General features: G+C 60.8%; 22 protein-coding genes and 1 pseudogene. 14 read left to right on the top strand and 9 right to left on the bottom strand.

What is annotated here, in order from left to right:
- Positions 1-25 precede the first annotated feature (25 nt).
- Complete coding sequence (locus AC3WS4_RS09035; protein WP_492734897.1) at positions 26-2437, bottom strand: TonB-dependent receptor; 2412 nt, start codon at positions 2435-2437, stop codon at positions 26-28.
- Between the two features lie 322 nt (positions 2438-2759).
- Here AC3WS4_RS09035 and AC3WS4_RS09040 point away from each other — a divergent pair, with 322 nt between their 5' ends.
- The 11 genes and pseudogenes from AC3WS4_RS09040 to AC3WS4_RS09090 all read left to right on the top strand — a co-directional run.
- Positions 2760-3602 carry a GntR family transcriptional regulator gene (locus AC3WS4_RS09040; protein ID WP_492734895.1) on the top strand — a complete coding sequence of 281 codons (843 nt, stop codon included), beginning with the start codon at positions 2760-2762 and terminating at the stop codon, positions 3600-3602.
- Between the two features lie 27 nt (positions 3603-3629).
- Positions 3630-5024 carry an aromatic ring-hydroxylating dioxygenase subunit alpha gene (locus AC3WS4_RS09045; RefSeq protein WP_492734893.1) on the top strand — a complete coding sequence of 465 codons (1395 nt, stop codon included), beginning with the start codon at positions 3630-3632 and terminating at the stop codon, positions 5022-5024.
- Positions 5021-5620, top strand: coding sequence for an aromatic-ring-hydroxylating dioxygenase subunit beta (locus tag AC3WS4_RS09050; RefSeq protein ID WP_492734891.1), 600 nt, complete (start codon positions 5021-5023; stop codon positions 5618-5620). Before AC3WS4_RS09045 ends, AC3WS4_RS09050 begins: the two co-directional genes overlap by 4 nt.
- An 11-nt stretch (positions 5621-5631) precedes the next feature.
- On the top strand, positions 5632-5961 hold the full coding sequence (locus tag AC3WS4_RS09055; RefSeq protein WP_492734889.1) for a bifunctional 3-phenylpropionate/cinnamic acid dioxygenase ferredoxin subunit: 330 nt from the start codon (positions 5632-5634) through the stop codon (positions 5959-5961).
- A 66-nt stretch (positions 5962-6027) separates the two neighbouring features.
- Positions 6028-6876, top strand: a complete 849-nt coding sequence (gene hcaB, locus AC3WS4_RS09060) for a 3-(cis-5,6-dihydroxycyclohexa-1,3-dien-1-yl)propanoate dehydrogenase (protein ID WP_492734887.1) — start codon at positions 6028-6030, stop codon at positions 6874-6876.
- A 210-nt stretch (positions 6877-7086) separates the two neighbouring features.
- A complete protein-coding gene (gene cofH, locus AC3WS4_RS09065; RefSeq protein ID WP_492734886.1) occupies positions 7087-9321 on the top strand; it encodes a 5-amino-6-(D-ribitylamino)uracil--L-tyrosine 4-hydroxyphenyl transferase CofH in 2235 nt (744 codons plus the stop codon).
- A 1-nt stretch (position 9322) separates the two neighbouring features.
- Complete coding sequence (gene npdG / locus AC3WS4_RS09070) at positions 9323-9982, top strand: NADPH-dependent F420 reductase (protein WP_062342933.1); 660 nt, start codon at positions 9323-9325, stop codon at positions 9980-9982.
- A 16-nt stretch (positions 9983-9998) separates the two neighbouring features.
- Positions 9999-10757, top strand: a complete 759-nt coding sequence (gene cofE, locus AC3WS4_RS09075; RefSeq protein WP_062342931.1) for a coenzyme F420-0:L-glutamate ligase — start codon at positions 9999-10001, stop codon at positions 10755-10757.
- Positions 10758-10759: 2 nt separating this feature from the next.
- Entirely contained in the window at positions 10760-11677 is a 918-nt protein-coding gene (gene cofD / locus AC3WS4_RS09080) for a 2-phospho-L-lactate transferase (RefSeq protein ID WP_492736574.1), read from the top strand.
- Positions 11674-12225, top strand: coding sequence for a 2-phospho-L-lactate guanylyltransferase (gene cofC / locus AC3WS4_RS09085; RefSeq protein ID WP_062342927.1), 552 nt, complete (start codon positions 11674-11676; stop codon positions 12223-12225). Before cofD ends, cofC begins: the two co-directional genes overlap by 4 nt.
- 53 nt (positions 12226-12278) lie before the next feature.
- Positions 12279-12377: pseudogene (locus tag AC3WS4_RS09090) on the top strand (hypothetical protein); the annotation flags it as partial.
- Between the two features lie 242 nt (positions 12378-12619).
- On the opposite strand, the gene AC3WS4_RS09095 reads toward AC3WS4_RS09090, so the two are convergent.
- Together AC3WS4_RS09095 and AC3WS4_RS09100 are read right to left on the bottom strand one after the other, a co-directional pair.
- Positions 12620-13777: an epoxide hydrolase family protein gene (locus AC3WS4_RS09095; RefSeq protein WP_492734883.1), complete on the bottom strand. Its 1158-nt coding sequence runs from the start codon at positions 13775-13777 to the stop codon at positions 12620-12622.
- 193 nt (positions 13778-13970) lie between these two features.
- Positions 13971-14723, bottom strand: a complete 753-nt coding sequence (locus AC3WS4_RS09100; RefSeq protein ID WP_492734881.1) for an IclR family transcriptional regulator — start codon at positions 14721-14723, stop codon at positions 13971-13973.
- Positions 14724-14809: 86 nt separating this feature from the next.
- On the opposite strand from AC3WS4_RS09100, the gene AC3WS4_RS09105 reads away from it, so the two are divergent.
- Genes AC3WS4_RS09105 through dmpG form a run of 3 tightly spaced genes read left to right on the top strand, consistent with a single transcriptional unit; the run spans position 14810 to position 17568 of the window.
- The gene (locus AC3WS4_RS09105) at positions 14810-15595 is read left to right on the top strand and encodes a 2-keto-4-pentenoate hydratase (protein ID WP_492734879.1); all 786 of its coding nucleotides are present in this window, start codon (positions 14810-14812) and stop codon (positions 15593-15595) included.
- Positions 15596-15598: 3 nt separating this feature from the next.
- Complete coding sequence (locus tag AC3WS4_RS09110) at positions 15599-16543, top strand: acetaldehyde dehydrogenase (acetylating) (RefSeq protein ID WP_492734877.1); 945 nt, start codon at positions 15599-15601, stop codon at positions 16541-16543.
- On the top strand, positions 16540-17568 hold the full coding sequence (gene dmpG / locus AC3WS4_RS09115; protein WP_492734875.1) for a 4-hydroxy-2-oxovalerate aldolase: 1029 nt from the start codon (positions 16540-16542) through the stop codon (positions 17566-17568). Before AC3WS4_RS09110 ends, dmpG begins: the two co-directional genes overlap by 4 nt.
- 119 nt (positions 17569-17687) lie before the next feature.
- Here the strand turns inward: dmpG and AC3WS4_RS09120 are convergent, their stop codons facing one another.
- The 6 genes from AC3WS4_RS09120 to AC3WS4_RS09145 all read right to left on the bottom strand — a co-directional run bounded on the left by AC3WS4_RS09120 (position 17688) and on the right by AC3WS4_RS09145 (position 23098).
- Positions 17688-18635 (bottom strand): IS481 family transposase, encoded by a 948-nt coding sequence (locus tag AC3WS4_RS09120; protein WP_492734873.1) that lies wholly within the window; start codon positions 18633-18635, stop codon positions 17688-17690.
- Between the two features lie 208 nt (positions 18636-18843).
- On the bottom strand, positions 18844-20208 hold the full coding sequence (locus AC3WS4_RS09125; protein WP_492734872.1) for a tyrosine-type recombinase/integrase: 1365 nt from the start codon (positions 20206-20208) through the stop codon (positions 18844-18846).
- Between the two features lie 193 nt (positions 20209-20401).
- Positions 20402-22087: a recombinase family protein gene (locus AC3WS4_RS09130; RefSeq protein WP_082660473.1), complete on the bottom strand. Its 1686-nt coding sequence runs from the start codon at positions 22085-22087 to the stop codon at positions 20402-20404.
- An 18-nt stretch (positions 22088-22105) separates the two neighbouring features.
- The gene (locus tag AC3WS4_RS09135; RefSeq protein WP_058817956.1) at positions 22106-22351 is read right to left on the bottom strand and encodes a hypothetical protein; all 246 of its coding nucleotides are present in this window, start codon (positions 22349-22351) and stop codon (positions 22106-22108) included.
- Between the two features lie 82 nt (positions 22352-22433).
- Positions 22434-22856, bottom strand: a complete 423-nt coding sequence (locus AC3WS4_RS09140) for a type II toxin-antitoxin system VapC family toxin (RefSeq protein WP_058817955.1) — start codon at positions 22854-22856, stop codon at positions 22434-22436.
- Positions 22853-23098 (bottom strand): FitA-like ribbon-helix-helix domain-containing protein, encoded by a 246-nt coding sequence (locus AC3WS4_RS09145; RefSeq protein WP_170935525.1) that lies wholly within the window; start codon positions 23096-23098, stop codon positions 22853-22855. Before AC3WS4_RS09145 ends, AC3WS4_RS09140 begins: the two co-directional genes overlap by 4 nt.
- Between the last annotated feature and the right edge of the window lie 293 nt (positions 23099-23391).

Consider the following 23391-nt stretch of genomic DNA (forward strand, 5'->3'; position numbering starts at 1 on the left):
GACGAGTAATATGGATAGGCTTATGTCAATAGCGGTACGATAGGCTGAACCCAAAGGTTCGCGGTCGGCCGGCGTAACGCACCGTTGTATCGAGTATCTTAGTTGCGTTGCTCCAGTAGTACTTGTCGAAAGCATTTCGCAGGAAGACGCTTGCCGACCATTTTCCTTGCTCGCTCGAAATTCCAGCCCTGAAGTCAACTAACGTGTAAGCATCTATAGCCAACACAGGTAATTGCCCGAAAGCCGCATTGGTCTTGCTCTGGTATGCGACATTGGCGCCCAACCACGCTTCGAGCCTTTGACCGACCGACCGCCGATATTCGAAATCCGAGCTCAGCTGGTACTTTGGAGTGTAGGGAAACGGCTCGCCACCGAAGTTCCCTGCGTCGCCGTACGAGGTTATGTTGAGAAAGTCGCCATTGATTTTGCTGTCTATATAAGTCCCGCCAAAATTGATCCGAATACCTCGCACAGGGGCGAGCAATATTTGCACCTCAGCACCTTTTATGGACGATTTCGGAACATTGATAAGCGCTTCGAGCGGTCCAAACACGTTTGGCGTGGCTACCACCCGTCCCTTGAGCTGCTTGTCCCTATAGTCATAATAGAATACCGCTGCGTTAACCTGAGCTTTATGATCGAACAGAGTTACCTTGCCGCCAAGCTCGTACGCCGTAACCGACTCTTGGGATACAGGGTTAAACTGGTTGACGTCCGTCGCCGATAGCAGGGGGAAGCTTCCGGATTTATAGCCACGACTCACATTGAAGTACATCAGTGTGTTGTTATTCGGCTTGTAGTCGACACCCCCCCGCCAAGACACGTTGTTCTGGTTCAACTGGTTACGGACCGGGTCCACCGGGGTCAGCGTATTTCCATCTAGAACGATACAACCGCCGACGGGGACAACGATCGACGGCAATCCAACGCTTCCGCGGATCAGATTGGCAAGTGCCTGAATGCCCAGGCGGAGCCCAGCTCCGTCGACCGTTCCGTCGTCATACGTGCATCCATTGAAGCCTATTCGAGCGTCCGTATACCGCGCGCCAGCGTGCAACGTGATTGTGCTCGTTACGTCGAAGTCCAGATTCGCGAATGCCGCAGCCGTCCGGAATTTCTGCTTTGACTGCTGGTAGTAGGTGAAGAACGGCGGAACTCCAGGAAAAGCGGTGAGCTGAAACGCCGGCCCACTTTGATCATATGGCCCCTCGTTGTCGCGCTGGAATACATTCTCGCGATTATAGTTGGCGCCAACGATAACATTTAGATTGTCTGTAATTTTACCTTCAACCCGCAATTCCTGTGAGAAGGACGTGATATCACCCGTTGTTCTATAGCTATAATTTCTTAGAGACACCCCGTCTGGATCGATGCTCTGGCGATGCCGATAGTCAGAATATGCGGTGATTGAGGTGACCTTTAGATCGTCGGTCAGGTCAACTTCGCTGCGTAGAGCGGCCTGCAAGAAGCGATGGTTGCGCCTTGGGTCCACGGCGGGCGTCCAATCTGCAGCCCTATCGTCGTGGGGCGCCACTGGATATGCATAGAGTTCTGGCGGCACCAACGGCGCGACAGCGGGGGTGAAGGGAATCACCTGCAGGAGTTGAGCCGCCACCTCATCGCTTTTGTCCAAAAAGCCGTTGAGATTCAGCTCGAATCGCAGGGTATCGCTCGGACGGAAGTCAAAAAGAAGTCTGGCGGTAGTAAAGTTTCGATCACCGAGTTTGTCATCCCTCGTGTAGCTGCGCTGCCAGGCGCCACCCTGCTCTGTCTTTGCGGAAAGCCGGGCCGAAAGGGTGTCGCTGAGGGGCCCGCTTATGAAGCCGCCGAGATCGACCGCGTTGAAGCGTCCATAGCTGCCGTCGACGCCCGCCTCGAAACTCGAGGTTGGCTTGGCGGCAACGTAATTTATCGCCCCGCCCGTTGCGTTTTGCCCGAATAGTGTTCCTTGAGGCCCTTTCAGCACCTCCACCCGTTGCAGGTCCAGCGTGGCGCCCCGAGTTAGAATAGAAAATGGAAGTGGTACCTCGTCAACGTAGACGCTAACAGTCGGCTTGGCGCCCAGCGAGGTCTCGTAGAAACCTACTCCACGCAGCGTATAGACCGGGGTACCAAAAGCACTCTCCGTGTAATTAAATCCTGGAACCAGTCTCACTAAGTCTCGTATATCCGAAGCTCCGGATTTTGTAAGTTGATCTCCAGATAGCGCAGATATTGACATTGGTACGTCATTTAGAGCCTGTTCTCTTTTCTGAGCCGTAACAACTATATCACCGAGCACACTGGAATCATCTGGAACAGATGCTTGCGGCTGTCCGGGATTTTGAGATGCTTGCCCCACTACCTGCGCGTCAACACGATCTGCGGCGACAAGTGCGAGCGCCAACGGTGAAATGCTCAGCACTTTCAAAGAAATTGCACCTGTAATCTTTACCATAGTCCCCTCCTCTGTTTTTTGTAACTTTACGGCGCGAACCGCACTGCAAAATAATCACGATCAAATTGATATTGACCGGGCATCTTGTCTGACCCGTTCACATAAAACGACCAGGCTAACCTTCGGCGATGGCGGCCAAATCCACGAACCTATCCGTTTCGTCGCCGTCACTAAAGCGCCTCAGGCTCCCCTACCGAATCAAAAGCCCGAGCAGGAATAGCCATCCACTATTCTGAGAAATATAGGTTGGCAACGGGAATTTCGACATTAGCGAGAAAATTTCGACATTGCAGGAATCATCCGAAACTATTACAAGGATGGCATGACGACATTCCCGTTCGAACCGACCGCACGCCTTCGGGCAACGCAAGCCGTGAATACCGACGCTTCGGCGACAGGTGGCGATGAGCCGCTTCCGCGTAGCTCAATAGAGTCGACCTACCAGAGGCTTCGAGTTGATATCGTTCATGCGCGGCATGAGTCGGGCGCCAAGCTTCGACTGCATACCTTAAGCGAGATGTATCGCGTGAGTGTCGGGACGATCCGCGAGGCACTATCCTTACTCGTTTCGGACGGGCTCGTTGTACTGGAGTCTCAGCGCGGTTTCCGCGTTGCTCCTCTTTCGTTAAGCGACTTGGGTGATCTAACCAGACTGAGAATGCTCCTCGAGGGCACCGCACTTCGATATTCGATAGAACATGGCGACGATCTATGGGAAGGACGCGTTGTCGACACGTTTCATCGTCTGACCCTGGCGGAGCAGCGTCTTCAGGCGGACCCGTCTGGCGCATTTCGTGATTGGGAGGGGCGCAATCGGGAGTTTCACGAAGCGCTCGTTGCCGCGTACCCTTCGCCGTGGTTTCGTCGTTTCGACAGCGTCCTTTATCTCCACTCTGAGCGCTATCGCCGTATTCTAGCGAACGAGCGGCCGAACCCTGGGCGCGTTGTTCACGACGAGCACAGCGAGATTTTCAATGCGGCATTAGCACGTGATGCCGACCGCGCTGTGCTGGCCTTGGAGCAGCATATATCCTCATCCTATTCTTTTATGCGCGACGGCGCCTTGTTGCCGACCGAAAAACGGGAGCGGAAGGACGGACATGCGCGTCCACATCATAGCACCATCCGGGCAAAGACCGGATCTATCATTGACCGCAACGAGTAAAAGAGACCGACACGAAGGAGAGAGTACGTGAGTGGTAAATCTAACGAAAATGTGGTCGGAGACTGGACAGTCGAACAAATAAAATCGCTTTTTGATGAAGAGCAGGGCCTCATCGACCCACGTATTTATACCGACACGCACCTATATGAACGCGAGCTTGATCGGATATTTAGTCGATCTTGGCTTCTACTCGGCCACGAGTCGCATGTTCCAAAGCCGGGCGATTATCTTGCCACTTATATGGGTGAGGACCCTGTCATCCTTGTGCGTCAGAAGGACGCAAGCTTACGGGTGTTCTTAAATCAATGCCGTCACCGCAGCATGCGTATTTGTCGAGCGGACGCTGGCAATGCTCGGGCATTTACATGCAGCTATCACGGCTGGGCATACGATATTAGCGGAAAGCTCGTGAATGTCCCCTTCGAAAGCCAAGGCTATGGCGTGCTCGATAAGGAAAAATGGAGTCCTCTCCAAGCGCGGGTTGCGACGTACAAGGGATTGGTCTTCGCAAACTGGGATGAAGAGGCAAGCGAATTGGATGCCTATCTAGGCGACGCGGCCTTTTATATGGATCATATGCTCGACCGGTGTGCATCGGGTACCGAAGCCATAGGGGGGATCCAGAAATGGGTAATTCCGTGTAACTGGAAGTTTGCGGCGGAGCAGTTCTGTAGCGACATGTATCATGCGGGCACGGTGTCACATTTATCTGGAATTATGGCCGGCTTGCCAGAGGATGTCGAACTTGGGGACGTCCAGATCCCCACCTCCGGTTTCCAGTTTCGCTCGGACGGGGGAGGGCATGGAACAGGCTTCTATGTTGCGGAACCGGCCATGCTTCAGGCGATCATGGGTCCGCGCGTCACGGAATATTGGACCGATAGTCCAGCCGCCCAGACCGCCGAAAGCAGATTGGGATCAGCAGAACGCGCACGCGAGCTGATGGCTCAACATATGACGATTTTTCCGACCTGCTCCTTTTTGCCCGGCATCAACACCGTGCGAACATGGCATCCCCGCGGTCCCGGAGAGATGGAGGTTTGGGCATTTACCGTCGTCGATGCCGACGCGCCTGATGAGATCAAGGAAGAGTATCGGAGACAGACGATCCGGACGTTCTCGGCGGGCGGAGTGTTTGAACAAGACGACGGTGAAAACTGGGTCGAAATTCAGCGTGTGCTCCGCGGGCATATGGCTCGGAACCAGAGCTTGAATGCTCAACTTGGGTTGGGTCAATGGCGCACCGACCATCCCGACTACCCCGGCCGCATCAGTTACGTCTACAGTGAGGAGGCCGCACGTGGCTTCTATCGGCACTGGTCTGATATGATGACACGCTCCGACATGTCGATCGCTTCGCATAGGCAGGGCGGACTGACCGCCCAGGGCCAATGCGACAAATCGATCGAGGTGGCGAAATGAATGCGAACACCGAGGCAGCCGATCTCAGTAAAATTGACCGGAATAGTGGGCAAAGTATGCAATTTTCCCCTCAAATCTCGAAGGTAGATGTTCAGACTCAGCACGAGATTGAACAATTCTATTACCGAGAGTCTTGGCTTCTCGATAATAGAAAATTCAAGGATTGGTTTGCGTTATTAGACGATGATATTCGCTACTTTATGCCGCTTCGCACGAGTCGTATACAGCGCGAGGGAGCGCTCGAATTCTCGGGAGACAATGAATTCGCGCACTTCGACGACGATATTAAAACGATGAAAGGGCGTGTTCGCAAGTTGCTTTCGGACGTGGGCTGGTCAGAAAATCCGGCCTCCCGTACGCGACATATCGTCTCTAATGTTATTGTGAACACCTTGGATTCTGGTGACGTGTACGAAGTGAGTTCTGCCTTCCTTCTCTATCGCAATAGATCGGAGAACCAGGTGGATGTGTTCGCTGGCGAGCGCCGGGACGTACTGCGACGACGCGCAGATGGGATCGGCTTCGGAATTGGAAAGCGTATCATTCTGATCGATCAGAGCACGATCAACTCAAATAATCTCTCTATACTGTTCTAAAGGTCGGAAAGATGCCGTTTATTAGAGTCTGTGCTTACGCGGATGTGCCCGAGGGAGAGGCGCGCAAAATTGACGCTGAACCCGAGGCGGTCGCATTGTATAAAGTCGGAGGCGAGATTTTCGCCACACAAGATCGCTGCACGCACGGGGACTGGTCCCTTGCTGATGGCTATCTCGATGGAGAGGTCGTCGAATGCACACTTCATTGGGCAAAATTTTGCGTGCGTACCGGAAGGGCCTTGGCCGCTCCTGCTTGGGAGCCGCTTAAGACGTTTCCGGTACGTATCGAAGGCGAAGACGTTCTCATCGACTTCGATGGCGGTGCCGCCCTGGCAGAGTAATACTTCGCTACTCCTCACGCGCCTGCGTGTTTGCGAGCGCAGCATCTAGAGACCAAGGACAAGATTATGCAGCTAAAGGGCGAAGTGGCCTTCATAACCGGCGGGGCATCGGGCCTCGGTCGTGCGATCGTTGATCGTTTCGTGGCCGAAGGCGCTTGCGCCCTCGTTTTGGATCGGTCGCTCGACAGATTGCGTGAACTGGAGGCGAGCTACCCGGAACGCGTGATAGGAGTTGTTGGGGATGTGCGTACGATCAGCGATCACAAGCGCGCGGTTGAAATCTGCCTATCTCGCTTCGGAAAGCTTGATTGCCTGATCAATAACGCAGGCATATGGGATTATGGCACGGCGCTCGTAGATTTACCTGAAGATCGCATTGATTCCGCGTTTGATGAGATGTTTCAGATCAATGTGAAGGGCTATCTTCTCGCTGCAAAGGCCTGCCTTCCGGCCCTGGTGCAGAGCCGAGGCAGCATGATTTTTACCATTTCGAATGCTGGCTTCTATCCTGACGGCGGTGGCCCGCTCTACACGGCCACGAAGCACGCGGTCGTTGGATTGGTCCGTCAGCTAGCCTTCGAACTCGCTCCGATAATACGCGTAAACGGCGTGGCGCCGGGGGGCATAGGAGGGAGTGACCTGCGGGGTCCCGCGTCGCTCGACCTCGCCGCTACCAGCATCTCCAGCATTCCGCTAGCGGAACTTCTCTCAAAAGTTCTGCCACTTGAGACAGTTGCGAACGCAGACGACTACGCTGGGGCCTTTGTACTCTTTGCTTCTAGGCGTGATAACATTCCGGCAACGGGTGCACTTCTGAACTTTGACGGCGGTATCGGCGTCCGAGGCTTCAGCCGTGCCGCCGGCGGAACGGGCTTGGCTGAACGTTTCTCAAGCAATATCGCCGCTACTGTCTAAGGGTTTCCGTCTCAGATCGAACAACAATTCGGAAGGTCGAACCACAGTGACCCGGCATCAGGATGCAGGCTTTAAACAGCTGCCACTCCATCTGGGTCTACTGCCATCCGGAACTTAAGATACGCATAACCCGAAAGCGGTAAAATATCTATTATGGCAATAGAATTCCTCGATCTCGGCATCTCTGATCTAATGCAAAGATCGAACGAAATGACCCTCGCTGGGCCAGGTGCTATCGTCACCTATTCGCGCAAGGTGTTCATTCCGCTGACCCAGCTGTGCCGGGACGTGTGCCATTATTGCACCTTTGCGACCACGCCTCGGAAGATCGGCCAGGCCTATCTATCGCGCGACGAGGTGCTGGCGATCGCACGCGCAGGGGTGGCAGCGGGATGCCGGGAGGCACTGTTCACTCTGGGGGACCGGCCGGAGGCGCGCTACGGCGCTGCGCGGGCGGCGCTGACCGGGCTGGGCCATCCGACCACCTTGTCCTATCTGCGCGAGATGGCCGAAGCCGTGCTGACGGAGACCGGCCTGCTGCCGCACCTCAACCCGGGGCTGATGGACGATGCGGACTATGCCGCGCTCCGCCCGGTCTCCGCCTCGATGGGGCTGATGCTTGAGACGACCTCGGATCGCTTGTCGGCAAAGGGCGGACCCCACCATGGCTCGCCGGACAAGCTGCCGGCACGCCGGCTGGCGGCGATCGCGGCGGCGGGGCGGGCTGGCGTGCCGTTCACCACCGGGCTGCTGATCGGCATCGGCGAGACCCGCGCCGAGCGTGTCGAGGCGCTGGTCGCGATCCGTGACCTGCAGCGCACGCCTGGCCATATCCAGGAAGTGATCATCCAGAACTTCCGGGCCAAGCCCGGCACGCGGATGGCCCAGCATCCCGAGCCCTCGCTCGAGGAACATCTCTGGACGATCGCGGTTGCCCGGCTGATCCTGGGGCCGCAGATGACCATCCAGGCGCCGCCCAACCTCCACGGGCCCGAGGATTTGGCGGCGCTGTTGCGCGCGGGCGTAAACGACTGGGGAGGCGTATCGCCGGTGACCCCCGACCATGTGAACCCTGAGGCGCCGTGGCCGCATCTGGATGCGCTGGAAGAAGCGACCGCCGCCGCCGGGCGGGTGCTGCGTGAGCGGCTGGCGATCGGTCCCGCCTTCGCGCGCGATCCCGATCGCTGGCTCGATCCGGCGCTGGCCAGGGTGGTGCGGCGTTCGGTCGATGCGCGCGGGCTACCGGTCGTCGATGGCTGGCACCCCGGTACCGGCGAGCCGATGCCAGTGGAGCGCGTCTCGGGTAAAACCGTGCGCTCAGACAGTCTGCGCGCTATCCTGAGCCGCGCAACGGCGGGCGACCGTCTTGCCTCCGCCGATATCGTGCGGCTGTTCGAGGCGGATGGGCCGGATGTCGCACTGGTCGCCGATGCCGCCGATGCCTTGCGCCGCGAAGTGGCGGGCGAAGCGGTGAGTTTCGTCATCAACCGCAACATCAACTACACCAACATCTGTCTCTACAAATGCGGCTTCTGCGCCTTCTCCAAGGGCAGCACCAAGGCCGAGCGCGGACCGGCCTATCGCCTGGACCTGGAGGAAGTGGGCCGCCGCGCGGCCGAGGCGGTCGAGCGCGATGCGACCGAGGTGTGTCTGCAGGGCGGCATCCACCCCGATTATGATGGCAACACTTATCTCGACGTGCTCCGCGCGGTGGGCGCGGCGGCACCGTCGATCCACATCCACGCCTTCTCGCCGCTGGAAGTGACGCATGGCGCCGCGACGCTCGGCCTGCCGCTGGAGGATTATCTGACGCGGCTGAAGCAGGCCGGACTCTCCACCCTGCCCGGCACCGCCGCCGAGATCCTCGACGACGAGGTTCGGGCGATCATCTGCCCAGACAAGGTCGATACCGCCCAGTGGCTGGAGGTGATGCGGACGGCCCACCGCGTCGGCCTGCGCACGACCGCGACGATCATGTTCGGCCATGTTGAGGGTTACGAGCATTGGGCGCGCCATCTGCTGCTCGTCCGTGACCTTCAGGAGGAGACAGGCGGCTTCACCGAGTTCGTACCGCTGCCCTTCGTCCACATGGAGGCGCCGATCTGGCGCAAGGGTCGCGCCCGCTCCGGCCCGAGTGCGCGCGAGACGCTGCTGATGCACGCCGTCGCGCGGCTGGCGCTCCATCCGCTGATCCCCAACATCCAGGCGAGCTGGGTCAAGCTCGGCGGTGAGGGCGCGGTCGCGGCGCTCCGGGCTGGCGCCAACGATCTGGGCGGCACGCTGATGGACGAATCGATCACCCGCGCGGCGGGCGGCCAGAACGGGCAGCTCTGCGATCCCGAGCGGATGGCGGCGCTGGCCGCGTTGGCCGGACGCCACGCCCGCCAGCGCACGACCCTCTACGCGCCCGTGCGGGCCGATACACAAATCCCTGCAGGAGAATAGGATGACCGATCTGAAGAGCGTTGCCGTTGTCGGCGGCACCGGCAATCTGGGCGCGGCGATCGCGCGGCGGCTAGCGAAGGCGGGGCGCCGGGTCGTCATCGGTTCGCGTTCGTCGGAGAGCGCGGCGAAAGCGGCGGAGGAGCTGGGCTTCGATCTGACGGGGGCGGCCAATGCCGATGCGGCCGCCGCCTGCGACATTGTCATCGTCACCGTGCCGTTCGCGGCGCAAGGAGCGACGCTGGCCGGGATCGCGCCGCATGTCGCGGGCAAGATCGTCATCGACACGACGGTGCCGCTGGTGCCGCCCAAGGTGATGCGCGTCCAGCTTCCCGTCGAAGGAAGCGCCGCCATGCGCGCGCAGTCGCTGCTGGGCGAGGGGGTGACGCTGGTCTCCGCCTTCCATAATGTCGCCGCGCACACGCTCATCACCGATGCGGATGTCGACTGCGACGTGCTGGTGTTCGGCGACGACAAGGCCGCACGCGCCGAGGTGATCGGTCTGGCAGAACAGATGGGCCTGCGCGGGCTGCACGGCGGCGCGCTCGTCAATGCGGCCGCGGCCGAGGCACTGACCTCGGTGCTTATCTTCCTCAACAAAACCTATCAGGTCGACGGCGCCGGCATCCGGATCACCGGGACGCTGATCGAACCGACGGACTGAGGGTCGTCCTCGCGGCATGATCCAGATCTTCCCCTTGGACGGCATCGGCGAGATCGAGCCGGGCGCCGATCTCGCTGGCGTCCTTGCGGCGGCGGCGCGGGCAGCCGGGATCGTCCCCGACGCAGCCGACATCCTGGTCGTCACGCAGAAAATCGTCTCGAAAGCCGAGGCGCGCTTTGTCGATCTGGCAAGCATGACGCCCGGCGTGCGGGCGCTGGAGCTGGCGGAGATTACCCGCAAGGATGCGCGCCTGGTCGAGCTGGTGCTGGCGGAGAGCGTCGCGGTGGTTCGCGCTGCCCCCAATGTGCTAATCACGCGCCACCGCTCCGGGCTGGTGATGGCCAATGCGGGGATCGACCGATCCAATCTGGGGCCGGGGCGCGACGATGCCGTCCTGCTGTTGCCCCTCGACGCCGATGCCTCGGCGGCGCGGATCCGCGGGGCGCTGGCGGCGCTCTGGCCACAGGTGCCGGGTGTTCTCATCTCGGACAGCTTTGGCCGTCCCTGGCGCTACGGCGTCGTCAATGTGGCGATCGGGGCGAGCGGGCTGCCCGCGCTGATCGACCGGCGCGGCGAACTCGATCGCGAGGGGCGCAGGCTGGAGGTCACCCAGGTCGCGCTCGCCGACATGATCGCGAGCGCCGCCGGCATCGCGACCGGGGAGGGTGCGGAGAGCATACCCGCCGTGATCGTGCGCGGCGTGCCGGCGACGCAAGCGCCCGATGCGCGCGCCACCGCCCTCGTCCGCCCGCTCGCCGAGGATCTGTTCCAGTGAGCATAGTGGTGCTGACCGGCGGCGTCGGCGGCGCCAAGCTGGTGCTCGGTCTGATCCATACCCTTCTGCCCGGAGAGGTGACGGCGATCGTCAACACCGGCGACGACTTCACCCATCTCGGCCTTGCCATATCGCCCGATATCGACACGTTGCTCTACACGCTGGCCGGCAAGGCCAATGCCGCGCAGGGCTGGGGCCGCGAGGGCGAGACCTGGAGCTTCCTGGCGGCGCTCCGCTCGCTCGGCGGCGAAGACTGGTTCGCGCTCGGCGACGGCGACCTTGCGCTACATGTCCTTCGGACTGCGCGGCGCGCGGCGGGCGAGCCATTGTCGGCGATCACAGCGGATTTTGCGCGTGCCTGGGGGATAGGCGCGGCGATCCTGCCGATGAGCGACGATCCGGTGGCGACTGTCGTCCAGACCGGGGAAGGCCCGCTCGCCTTCCAGCGCTACTTCGTCGAGCGACGCTGCGAGCCGGCGGTGCAGGCAATCCGGTTCGAGGGGGCGGAGACGGCGCGCCCGGCGCCTGGCGTGATCGAGGCGATCCATGCGGCCGATGCTATCCTGATCGCCCCGTCCAATCTCTTCCTGAGCATCGATCCGCTGCTTGCCGTTCCTGGCCTTCGCGCGGCATTGGGCAAAGCGCGCGCGCCGGTCGTGGCGGTCTCGCCGATCGTCGGTGGCGTGGCGGTCAAGGGGCCGACCGCAAAACTCATGCGCGAGCTGGGTCTGGAGGTGAGCAACGCCGGCATTGCCGCCCATTATCACGGCCTGATCGATGGCCTGGTGATCCATAACGGCGACGATGCTGCGGAGGGTGTCGAACTCGCGCAAACGGACACGATGATGCGCGACGACCGAGACAAGATGCGCGTCGCAGAGGTGGCACTGATGCTGGCTACGTCGATCGGATCGCGATGATCTGGACCGCGATCGTCCCGCTGAAACTGCGCGCACTGAGAAAGTCGCGTCTTGCTTCCTGCATGTCACTGCAGGAGCGCCAAACGCTGAGCGACCGCATGGCAGCGCGGGTCCTCGCCGCATTGGATGAGGCAGGCATTCCAACGCGCGTGTTGTCGCCGGTGCCTTGGGCCGGCTTGCCATGGGAGCCGGACTATGGCGCAGGACTCAACGCTGAGTTGGATCGGGTGCGGGCGGCGCTAGCTTATACGCCGCTGCTGGCCATAAGCGGCGACCTGCCTCTGTTGACCGCCGGCGACGTCCGCTTGCTTCTCGCCAGCGCCGGGGAACAAGGCGTTGCCATCGCGCCCGACCGGCATGGCCAGGGCACGAATGCGATCGCCCTGCACGATGCCCGGCCGTTTGCCTTTTCGTTCGGTGAACGGAGCTTCGCCCGGCATCTCGCCGCGGCACAAGGTGCCGCAATTATTCGCGATCATCCCGGACTCGCCTTCGATCTCGACACGCCCGCCGATCTCGACGATGCGCGCCGCCTGGGGTGGGCGTGAGCTTCGATCGGCACCAAAGAACTTGAGAGTCTCGCTTCTGGAAGGAACCCTGGCGTGCGATCCTGGTCGAACTCGGCAAGCGCAAGTTGGTCGGGGGTCAGGAGGATATGATCATCGATGTCGCGCTCGATATGGCGGCCAGAAGATCGTGATGATTTTAAATGCCGGAAGAAAACATCGCCCATACGGATTTAAATGCAACCGAGAAGGGGCAGCAGGCCAGCTAGCGTGGTCTGAAGGCCGCGTTGCGCGATGATACGGACCGTATGCTCCCAGCAAAACCGAACCGCTCCTGACCAATCGAACGATGCGCCACGTCCGGCCCTCCTTTTCAGAAAGCCCATAGAATCAACAATCAATACCGATGTCTACACCCACCCGCGCACAGGTCTCATTATGCGGCGAATCCGGAACTGCGCAACTTACCAAAGCAACTGCGCACTTCGCTGATGAACAGATCAGGCACTTCGAACGCGGCGAAATGCCCGCCCCTGTCCAACTCGTTCCAGTGGATAAGGTTGGGCATGTGGCTTTCGCACCAGCTGCGCGGCGCACGGTAAAGCTCATTAGGGAACACACTGCATCCGGCAGGCAGTTCGATCCGTGCGCCGGAAAAGGCACCCACAGAACTTTCCCAATAGAGTCGTGCAGAGGATGTGCCGCTGTTTGTCAGCCAATAGAGCATCACATTGTCGAGCATGTCATCGCGCGTGAGGGTGGCAGGCAGATTGCCGTCATGATCGGTCCAGGCATGGAATTTCTCGATGATCCATGCGGCTTGCGCCACCGGCGAATCGGCAAGGCCATAACCAAGCGTTTGTGGCCGCGTTGCCTGCTGGATCGAATAACCGGACTCCCATGCATTGTAGTGAGCTAATGCATCCAACATGGCCTTCTCTTCGGTCGAGAGCTCCGCTGGTATGTCACGCGGCAGCACCATCGGTAGATTGACATGAACGCCGGCCAAGCCCTCCGGCCTTTGGGCACCCAGCGCGGTTGTGATTCCTGCGCCCCAGTCGCCGCCTTGCGCGACATAGCGCGTATATCCCAAGCGTCGCATCAGTATCGACCACGCCTGGGCAATGCGCTGCACCTTCCAGCCTGCCTGCGTCGGCTTGCCTGAAAATCCATACCCCGGCAGCGATGGCAGGACAAGATGAAAGGCATCTTCCGCCCGGCCGCCATGTGCGGCAGGATTGGTGAGCGGGCCGATCACCTTGTGGAACTCGATCACAGAACCCGGCCACCCATGCGTCATCAGCAAGGGCATAGCGTCGGGCTCCGGCGAGCACACATGCAAAAAGTGAATGTCGAGGCCATCGATTTCCGTGACGAACTGGCCAAAGCCGTTCAGCATCGTCTCGCAGCGCCGCCAGTCGTAATCGGTGCGCCAATAATCCGCGATGGCGCGCATCTGCGCCAGCGGCATGCCCTGATCCCAGCCCTGGCCGGTTTCCTGCTGCGGCCAGCGCGCGTGTTCCAGCCGCCGCCGCAGATCAACGAGCACGGTCTCTTCGATCGCGAGGGTGAATGGGCGAATATCATCGTTCATGCGGTTAGTCCTTCTTTCTTGCAAACGAAGTTCGAGCCTAGGTCAGGGGTCGCCTACCGCAAGCTCGCAGCATACCATCAACGCCCAGACGAGGCCGATACTCCGCTAATTCATGTCGCGCGCTGCTCACCCTGATTGTCGCGCAGCATTTCAGTCGTCCCGATCGAGGACGCCAGGCGTCGAAATCTCAACCTCACAGACGTCGCGCTATTTGTTCGGCTGTTTGGGTAAGCTTCCTCAACAGCGCATCGCGGGATTTTTCGAATTTTCCCTGATCGATGCTCGAGACGGATAGAGCCAGCGTAACGCATCGATCGGGTTGCACGATGGGGACAGCCAGGCAGCAAAGGTCCGGGGCGATTTCGCGATCGTCGATTGCATAGCCCGAGGCCCTGACGCTTTTCAGATGGTCGCGCAGCTCGTCCGGATCAACGATAGTATTTTGCGTCAAGCGTACGAAAGGTCCGCCAGACAAATAGCGCTCCTGGTCCGTCTCGGGCAGATGGGCAAGCAGCACCTTGCCAATGCCGGAACAATAGGATTCGAGCTGCATGTCTTCGCGCGTGAGCAACGCGTCGTCGGCACGCCCTTCCTTGACCAGGTAAGTCGTCATATCTCCTTCCAACGCCCCCAGGTGAACGGTATGCCCCACCGCCTTGGCGAGTTTTCGTATCAGTGGTCGAGCAAGTTCCGCGTAAACGCGATGGCGATCGACCGAAACCAGCATATGTAAAATCCGCCGTCCGGCGACATAGTGGCCGCGCTGACACGCACGCAGTTGGCCATATTCCTCAAGTGTCTTGACCATACGATAGACAGTGGCGCGCTTGAGTTCGAGCTGCCGCCCTATTTCATGCGCCGGTCTCCGACCTTGATCAAGAATGATGCGATCCAGAAGGTCCAGTGAGCGCTCGACAGAGCTTAACCTGGGTGTGCCTTGTCTCATATTGTGAGTTATATGAGGCATAGCGCGATTGAGCCAGCGCAAACTCCCTATTACATCGACTAATGATATCTTGCTTAGGAGTGGCGATGGTGAAGAAATCCATCTGGAACGATCTGGCCACGAGGCTTCGCGATGCCTATTCGGGCCAGACCGTCCCTCCCCTGCGCGATGGCCTCGATTCCCGCGATGTAGAAGCGGCCTATGCCATCCAGGCTATCAACACGCGCTTCTGGGAAGCGGCGGGGCGCCGGATTGTCGGGCGCAAAGTCGGGCTGACAGCGAAGGCGGTGCAGCAGCAACTCGGCGTCGATCAGCCGGATTTCGGTGTCCTGTTCCACGATATGGAATTGCCCGATGGCGCAACCTCGCCGGCGGGCCGGCTGATCCAGCCGAAAGCGGAAGCGGAAGTCGCGCTGATCATCGGCGCGGACCTGCCGGCCGGCACCGTCACCCGCGATCAAGTGGAAGCGGCGGTCGCCGGCGTCGCTGCGGCCATCGAGATCGTCGACAGCCGCATCGCCGACTGGAAGATCACCTTCGCCGATACCGTCGCCGATAACGGGTCGTCCGCGATGTTCGTGCTCGGCAAGGACCGCAAGCCCCTGGCCGGGCTGGACCTGTGGACGTGCGGCATGGCGCTCGAAGTCAACGGCTCCGTCGCCTCGCTCGGTGCCGGCGTCGCTTGCCTGGGCCACCCGCTGAACGCCGCGACCTGGCTAGCCAACACGCTGGCCGAACGCGGCGAGCCGCTGCGCAAGGGCGATGTCGTGCTGACGGGCGCGCTCGGCCCCATGGCGGCGCTGCAGCCGGGCGACAGCGTGAAGGCCACGATCGGCGGGCTCGGCTCCGTCGGGTTCACATACGAAGGCTAGGGCATGAGCAAGAAGACGAAAATCGCGATCATCGGGTCGGGCAATATCGGCACCGATCTGATGATCAAGGTCATTAGGCTGTCCGACACCCTGGAGATGGGCGCATTCGTCGGCATCGATCCGGAATCCGACGGCCTGAAACGAGCCCAGCGGATGGGCGTTCCGATCACCGCAGAGGGCGTCGAAGGTCTCATGGCCATGCCAGGTTTTTCTGAGATCGAAATCGTGTTCGACGCCACTTCGGCGGGAGCGCATAAACATCACGACTCTCTGCTGCGCGCGGCAGGCAAGCGGGTTATCGACCTGACGCCGGCCGCCATCGGACCCTATACGATTCCGTCAGTCAACGGCGGCGCCAATCTCGATGCAACCAACGTCAACATGGTCACCTGCGGCGGCCAGGCGACCATTCCCATCGTGCATGCGATCAATCGCGTGGCGAAAGTACATTATGGCGAGATCGTCGCGTCCATCGCCTCCAGGAGCGCCGGGCCGGGCACGCGCGCCAATATCGACGAATTCACCGAAACCACCAGCCAGGCGATTGTCGATGTAGGCGGCGCGATGCGCGGCAAGGCAATTATCGTTCTCAACCCGGCGGAGCCGCCGCTGATCATGCGTGATACGGTCTATTGCCTGTGCGAGGACGGCGATCAGGCTGCGATCACGCAATCAATCAAGGATATGGTGGCCGAGGTGCAGACCTATGTGCCCGGCTACCGCCTGAAACAGGAGGTCCAGTTCGAGCATATCGGGTCGAACCAGCCGCTGCGCATCCCGGAGATGAATGGCGAATTCACCGGCCTCAAGGTCTCCGTCTTCCTCGAAGTGGAAGGCGCGGCCCACTACCTGCCGGCCTATGCCGGCAATCTCGACATCATGACTTCAGCGGCGCTCAGGACCGCCGAACGCATGGCGGTCAGAATGCATGAAGGAACCTTGGCATGAGCTTCGATCCGACCACCACCAAGCTCTATATCCAGGATGTCACGCTGCGCGACGGGATGCACGCGATCCGTCACCAGTACGGGTTGGGCCATGTCCAGGCGATCGCCAGGGCGCTCGACCGGGCGAAGGTCGACGCGATCGAGGTGGCGCACGGCGACGGGCTGTCGGGCTCCTCCTTCAATTATGGCTTCGGCGCGCATACCGATTGGGACTGGATCGGCGCGGTGGCCGAGGTGCTCGAACATTCCGTACTGACCACCCTGCTGCTGCCAGGCATCGGCACGATCCACGATCTCAAGCATGCCTATGAGCTGGGCGTGCGCTCGGTTCGGGTCGCAACCCATTGCACGGAAGCGGACGTCGCCAAGCAGCATATCGAATTCGCGCGGGGTCTTGGCATGGATGTCTCGGGTTTCCTGATGATGAGCCACATGTCTGTGCCGGATGCGCTCGCACAGCAGGCCAAGCTCATGGAAAGCTACGGCGCGCATTGCGTTTATGTCACCGACAGCGGCGGTGCCATGTCGATGGACGACTACGCCGCCCGGCTCCAGGCCTATGACCGGGTGCTGAAGCCGGAAACGCAGCGGGGCGTGCACGCGCATCACAATCTTTCGCTGGGTGTCGCCAACAGCATCGTTGCGGTGCAGGGCGGCGCGATCCGGGTCGATGCGTCCTTGGCCGGCATGGGCGCAGGAGCGGGCAACGCGCCGCTGGAAGTGTTCATCGCGGCCGCCGACCGGATGGGCTGGAACCATGGCACCGATCTCTACGCACTCATGGATGCGGCAGAAGAACTGGTGCGACCGCTGCAGGACCGCCCGGTGCGGGTTGACCGCGAGACGCTGACGCTGGGTTATGCCGGGGTCTATTCCAGCTTTCTGCGCCATGCGGAGAAGGCGAGCGCGGAATATGGCGTCGATACACGTGCGATCCTGGTCGAACTGGGCAAACGGAAGATGGTCGGCGGTCAGGAGGACATGATCGTCGATGTCGCGCTCGATATGGCCGCCAGAAAAGCGTGAGGCTTCTCAAGTGCCGCAAGGACACTTCAACCCTATGAAAACATAGAAGGTCGCCATTATCGTCGCGCCTGGGTAACCATCAAACTGGCGTTTGTGTCGTAAAATCTGGCGCCGATGCACTAGGTGTTTAGTCCCAGCATGTGATGGTTTGGCTTAACGTTAAAGATGTCCGGCTTGGATTTCCAGAGGTCCTCGATAGCCTCGTACGGGGTTTGGAACCTGATCGCTTTGAGTTGCTTGGCGAAGTTGTAGGCGATCAGCCAATCTCGGACGTGTCGCCGCAGTTCGGTGATGGAGGCATAGTGGAACGACTTCACGGTTGCCTCCTTGATGGTCCTCACCATGCGTTCGGCCTGTCCGTTGGTCCACGGGTGGTAAGGCTTTGTGAGACGGTGTTCGATGCCTGCTTCTGAGCAGACGCGCCCGAAGATGTGCGGGAAGGTCAACTTCGTACCTCGCTCCAGCTGGACGAACTGTACGCCGTTATCGGTCAGTACGGTGTGGATCTTGTAAGGCACCGTCTTGATCAGGGCCTTCAGAAAGCCGGCAGCGGCCAGCTTGGTTGCCTTGCGGTAGATGCGTGCGAAAACCAGCTTCGAGGTACGGTCTACGGCCACGTACAGGTACGCCTTGCCTCCCGCGTAGCGCAGTTCGGCGATGTCGATATGGAAGTAGCCGATTTCGTAGGCCTTGAACTTCTTGGGCTTTTCGCGATCAGCCTTGGGTAGCTGGCTGATCCCATGCCGTTGCAGGCAGCGGTGCAACGACGAGCGCGTGAGATGGGGGATCACGTCCTTCAAGGCTATGTAGACGTCATCGAGCGGCAGCCGAGCTTGTACGCGCAGGGCGACGATCGCAGCCTCTTCCATAGGCGACAGCACGGTGCTGCGCCGCTCCTTGGGACCCATCGGCATGTCCTCGACCGATTGCCGACCGCGCCACTTCAGCACTGTCTTTTCGTTGATCCCGAACCGCTTGGCGAGGCTCGCGATCGAAGCCTCCGATCGCTGTAGCTCCGCTCGTATGACGTGCGTGGTCTTGGCGCTGCCGTGAAGAACCTGCCCCATAGCTCCCTCCGCTGGGATGATGACAATCTTACACCATCACATACTGGGACTAAACACCTAGCCAATTACTCAGATTGTCGGAACATTCACCTCCATCTCCATCCCCCCTTTTGGTGCGATGGTCTCCACGCAGTTGCCCGATCCGGGCCGCGGCCCATGTCGCGCCAGCCCCCGCGAGGCGGGAGCGCGGCGCAACCGGGCGTTTGGTTCAGGCTGCCAGACGCTCCGGTTCTTCCGATCGCGCCGAGGTATCCGATTGGGGCGAGAGGAACCGCGCCAGCGCCGCCTTTCTGGAGCTGCGATCGAGCGCGTAATGGGTATGGGACAGGACCGCCCCATCCAGAAGCGCTTGAATGTAGCCCGACACCGTGTCGGCCGCCATGACGAGCGCCGCATCAAGTGTATGCACATAACGGCTCGTGATCGAGCCCGACGCATGGCCGAGCAGCGCCGCAATCGTGATCTCGGTGAAGCCGAGATCATTTGCAATGCTGGCGAAGCTGTGACGCAGGACATGGGCGGTGAGGTCTGCCAGCTCGGTTTCGGCGAAGATCTTTTCCCAATGCCTGGGGAAGCTGCCGAACGGCTTGTCTCGGTTCCTCTCGCCGGGAAACACATAGGGGCTGTCGCCGCTCCAATCGCGCTCGTCGAAATACTCGGCAACGGGCAAGCCCATCGGACGGACGGACTGGCCCTCCTTGGTATCCTCAAACCGGAAGGCGCTCCCAACCGAGTCGATCTCCACCTTCTGCAGTTCGATGATCTCGCCGCGACGGCAGCCTGACATGGCGATCAGCCGGATGATGTCGACGATCCGCGTATAGCGTTCGTCCTCAGCCGCTTTGGTGAGAATGCGACCGAGGCTTCGATACTCATCCTCATTCAGCCGGCGAGTCCGCACCACGTCCTTCGGCTTGCGAACACCATGCGCTGGATTGAGCTCAATGATGCCGAGTTCGTCCCGCGCATAGGTAAAAATGCCGCCGAGCAGACCGACCGTGCGGCTCGCAGCGCCAAGGCCGCCCCGCACGATCGACTTGCCGCGCAGCTTCTTAGTCTTCTCGCTGGTGCGCGTCTTGCCGGCCATGATGTCCTTCATCATCGCCGTCACATCGGCCTTGGTGACATGGGTGACAGGCTTCTTGCCAAGCAACGGGATGATGTGCCGGTTGATCCGGCCAAGATCGGTGATCTTGGTGCTCGCCTTCTTCGGCCGACCGCCTTTCCCAAGTATGCGGCCCTCTTCCAGTTCCTTGATGTAAAGCTCGCAGAGTTCCTTGACCGAGATGGCCTTGCGGGTGCTATTGCGATCCTCCAGCGGATCGTTGCCCTTGGAGACTTCGGCAAGCGCCTGGATCGCTAGCATCCGAGCCTGTTCGGCGGTAACAGCGCCATGCCGGCCCAGCTTCATCCGGCGACGCACATTGTTGGCATTGCGGTAGTCGACGAAGTATGTCCGCGTGCCGGAGGACAGCACGAATATGCCGAAGCCCTTCAGCTCGCTGCACCAGACAGTGTATTGCCGCTCACGCGGCTCAGACTTGTCTACGACCGTTTTCGTCAGTTTTGGCATAACGCACCTCGCTAGAGCAGATCCAAAAACTCACCAAAAACTCACCACCAGAACGAAAACTGTGGGGGTCATTAGGGTAGCTTGGAGAACCCTTCTTGTCAATAAAACATTGTATAAACAGTGAGTTATAGCACTCTAGCGTTGGGTCGACAAAGCTAGCGTAGCATTGTAGTTCTAGCTCCGAAGGCGAAGGTCACAGGTTCGAATCCTGTCGGGTGCGCCATTTCGGTTCAAAGGCACGAACGCCTAGCACCGCCGCCTCTACGCCAGAGGCGGCGGTTAGCGTTCGGAGCAGCTCGCTGCGCAGGCCGCGAATACGGACCTCTTTCCGGCTGACCACCTCGACCCGCTGGGCGACCGCCCGCACCTGATCGCGGGCGAAAGTGCCGTCGCCGTTCCGCAGCTTCTTTTTCAGGGCGGCTGCAAAGGCGCGCAGGCTCTCCGGCGTGATCGCCGGGCCGATCTTCACGATATGGGCAAGTGCGCGCTCAGAATCTCCCTTGGCCTGGTCGCGCGTCGCGGTCAGCTCGGCGATGCGATCCTTGAGCGACGGATCGCTTACGTCGATGACGCCATTCTCGATCGCGTCGTAAAGCCGCTTGAGCTTGGCTTCCGCCTCGGTCGCGCGTCGCTCAAGATCGGCGACATGCTCGCGGCGCTGATTCACCCACTCGTCGCGGCGTTCGAGGATCTGATTCATCAGAGCTTCGAGCCGCGCCGGGTCGAGTAGCCGCGCTTCGAGATGATCGACCACGGCCTCATTAAGCCGATCCATCCGCACGGTGATGCCGGGACAGCCGGTCGCGCCCTGTCGCGCCTTCGTCGAGCAAGTGTAATAGCGATATTCCCGCCCGACGCTGCTGGTGCCCGTGCGCAGCGTCATCGCGCCGCCGCAGCAGGCGCAAAAGCAGATGCCGGTGAGCAGCGTCGGGCCGCCCACCGCCATTGGCGGCATCATCTTCGGACTCCGCGCCTTGAGCGACCGCTGGACCGCCTCGAACTCCGTTTCCGAGACGATGGCGGGCACTTCCATGATGGCGTGCTCGCTCTCCGGCTTCGGCGTCCTGGTCTTGTGATCGCGCGTGTTGAAACGGTGCTGGCCGATATAGGTCGTGCGGGTCAACACCTGATGCACCGCGCCCAAGCCCCAGCGCCCGCCGTCGCGGGTGCGGATGTTGTTCTCGTTCAGCCAAGTGGCGATCGACTTGAGGCCCATCGGTCCTCTGTTATCGACGCCATTCAGCGCCATGCGGTAGATGCGCCGCACCGTCTCCGCCTGGTTCGGGTCGATCTCCAGCTTCTTCTTGATCTTTGCGCCGCGCTCGCCCGCCGCGACCACGCGATAGCCGATCGGCGCACGAGCGCCGTTCCAGAAGCCTTGCCGCGCATTCTCCTTCATCGCGCGAAGCGTGTGCTTGCCGTTCTCTTTCGACTGATACTCGTCGAACAGCGTCATGATCTGGCGCATCATCACGCTCATCGGATCGTCGCCCAAGTCTTGCGTGATCGAGACGAGCTTCACCCCGTTCTTCGCCAGCTTGCGGACGTAGAACTCGAACTGGAACTGGTCGCGGAAGAACCGCGAGAAGCTGTGGACGACAATGACGGTGAACGTCGGCGGCTTTGTCATCGCCGCGTCGATCATGGCCTGAAAGGCAGGCCGGCGATCGTCGGTCGCGGTGTTGCCCGGCTCGACGAACTGGGCCGCGACTTCCCAGCCGCGTGACAGACAATACCCTTCGATCTGGCGGCGCTGGTCGGGAATCGAAAGATCGCTCTCGGCCTGCCGGCCGGTCGAGACGCGCAGGTAGAGCGCCGCGCGGGCGGTCGCCACGACCGGCGCCTCATCCTCGTCTCGTCGCAGGGCGGCGCTGGTCATAACGCTTCACTCCTCACTTCACGGCAGCGGTCCGAACAGCTTGTCCAGCTCTTGCCGCATGTGGCCTTCGATCGCGCGCAACTCGGCGTCGCCGATCGGAACTTGCTCCGGCCAGTCGTCAGTGACGACGAGCGGCCCGTCATCGTCGCGCGACCGGCGCGACGCCCGGCGCGGCGCGACGGGATTGGTATAGTCGTGCAGGTCGTCCGGGCACTCGGCCCAGCGACGGGGCGTGCGGCGACGGACTTTGCGAGGAAGAGCCATCTCGACACGCTGCCGCGTGTCCGCACTTCGCACAAAGGCTTCATCGCGGCGTAGCGCAGATAGGGTCGTGCGGCGGCGGGCGTCATGCTTCGCCCCACGGATCGACGACCGTTATCCCGCACTCGGCGAAGTCGCGCACATTGCGAGTCGCCAGTCGCGCGCCGCGCGAGCGCACGATGGCGGCAATCTGCGCGTCGATCTGGCTGATCGGCTTGCCGCCCTGTTTCCGCCCGGCGGCAATCTCTGGATAGGCGCTGGCCGCGTCGGTATCGAACGGCAGCACGCGGCCGGCAAGATCGACATCGAACATGGGGCGTGCGGCGGCCAGCAGGTCATCGCGGCGGCGTCCCTCGGGAAGCAGCGCCAGTCCGTAGAAGATTTCCGCCTGCGTCAGCGTCGTCGTGAATACGCCCGCCATCGGCTGCTCGGCAATCCACGCCATGACCCTCGGGTCAGGCTCGCGCCGCATCAGCTCGGAAATGACGTTCGTGTCGAGAACAATCATTCGCCGAAGTCCACCGCCCGGATCGGCTCGCGGTACAGCTCAGGCAGATCGACACCGCCCAGCGCGCCGAACCTCTCATGGATGGCCTGTCCCAAATTGCGAGGCCGGGGGATTTCGGTCGAGAGCGCTGAACGCAGGATGTCGCGGGCCTCGTCTTCCATCGACCGACCGTGCATCGCAGCGCGCAGGCGCAGACGATTTTTGATCGCATCGTCGATGTTTCGGATCGTCATGACTGCCATATGCAACTCCATAAGTCATTGACTGCATGTTAGTCGATGAAGCGGAAAAGTGCAAGGTCAGGGGTGGCGCCTCCCTGCGGGACCGCCGCTCTATCTCCGCTGCGCTCCGACCGAGCCCCTGACGGGTCTCGTCCCTGCCAGGTGACGATCAGCATGGCGGAGTAGCGCTGGCGCGCCGTTCGGCCAATCCGCCGCGCGGATTGTAGTCTTTCCGGTTGTCAAACGGCGTTCAAAAGGGACCCCCGATCGGCGTCGAAGAGGGACCCCCTTTTCGGATAATATGATGCTGGTTT

This window comes from Sphingopyxis sp. EU05-FHT14B03 (assembly GCF_058790875.1).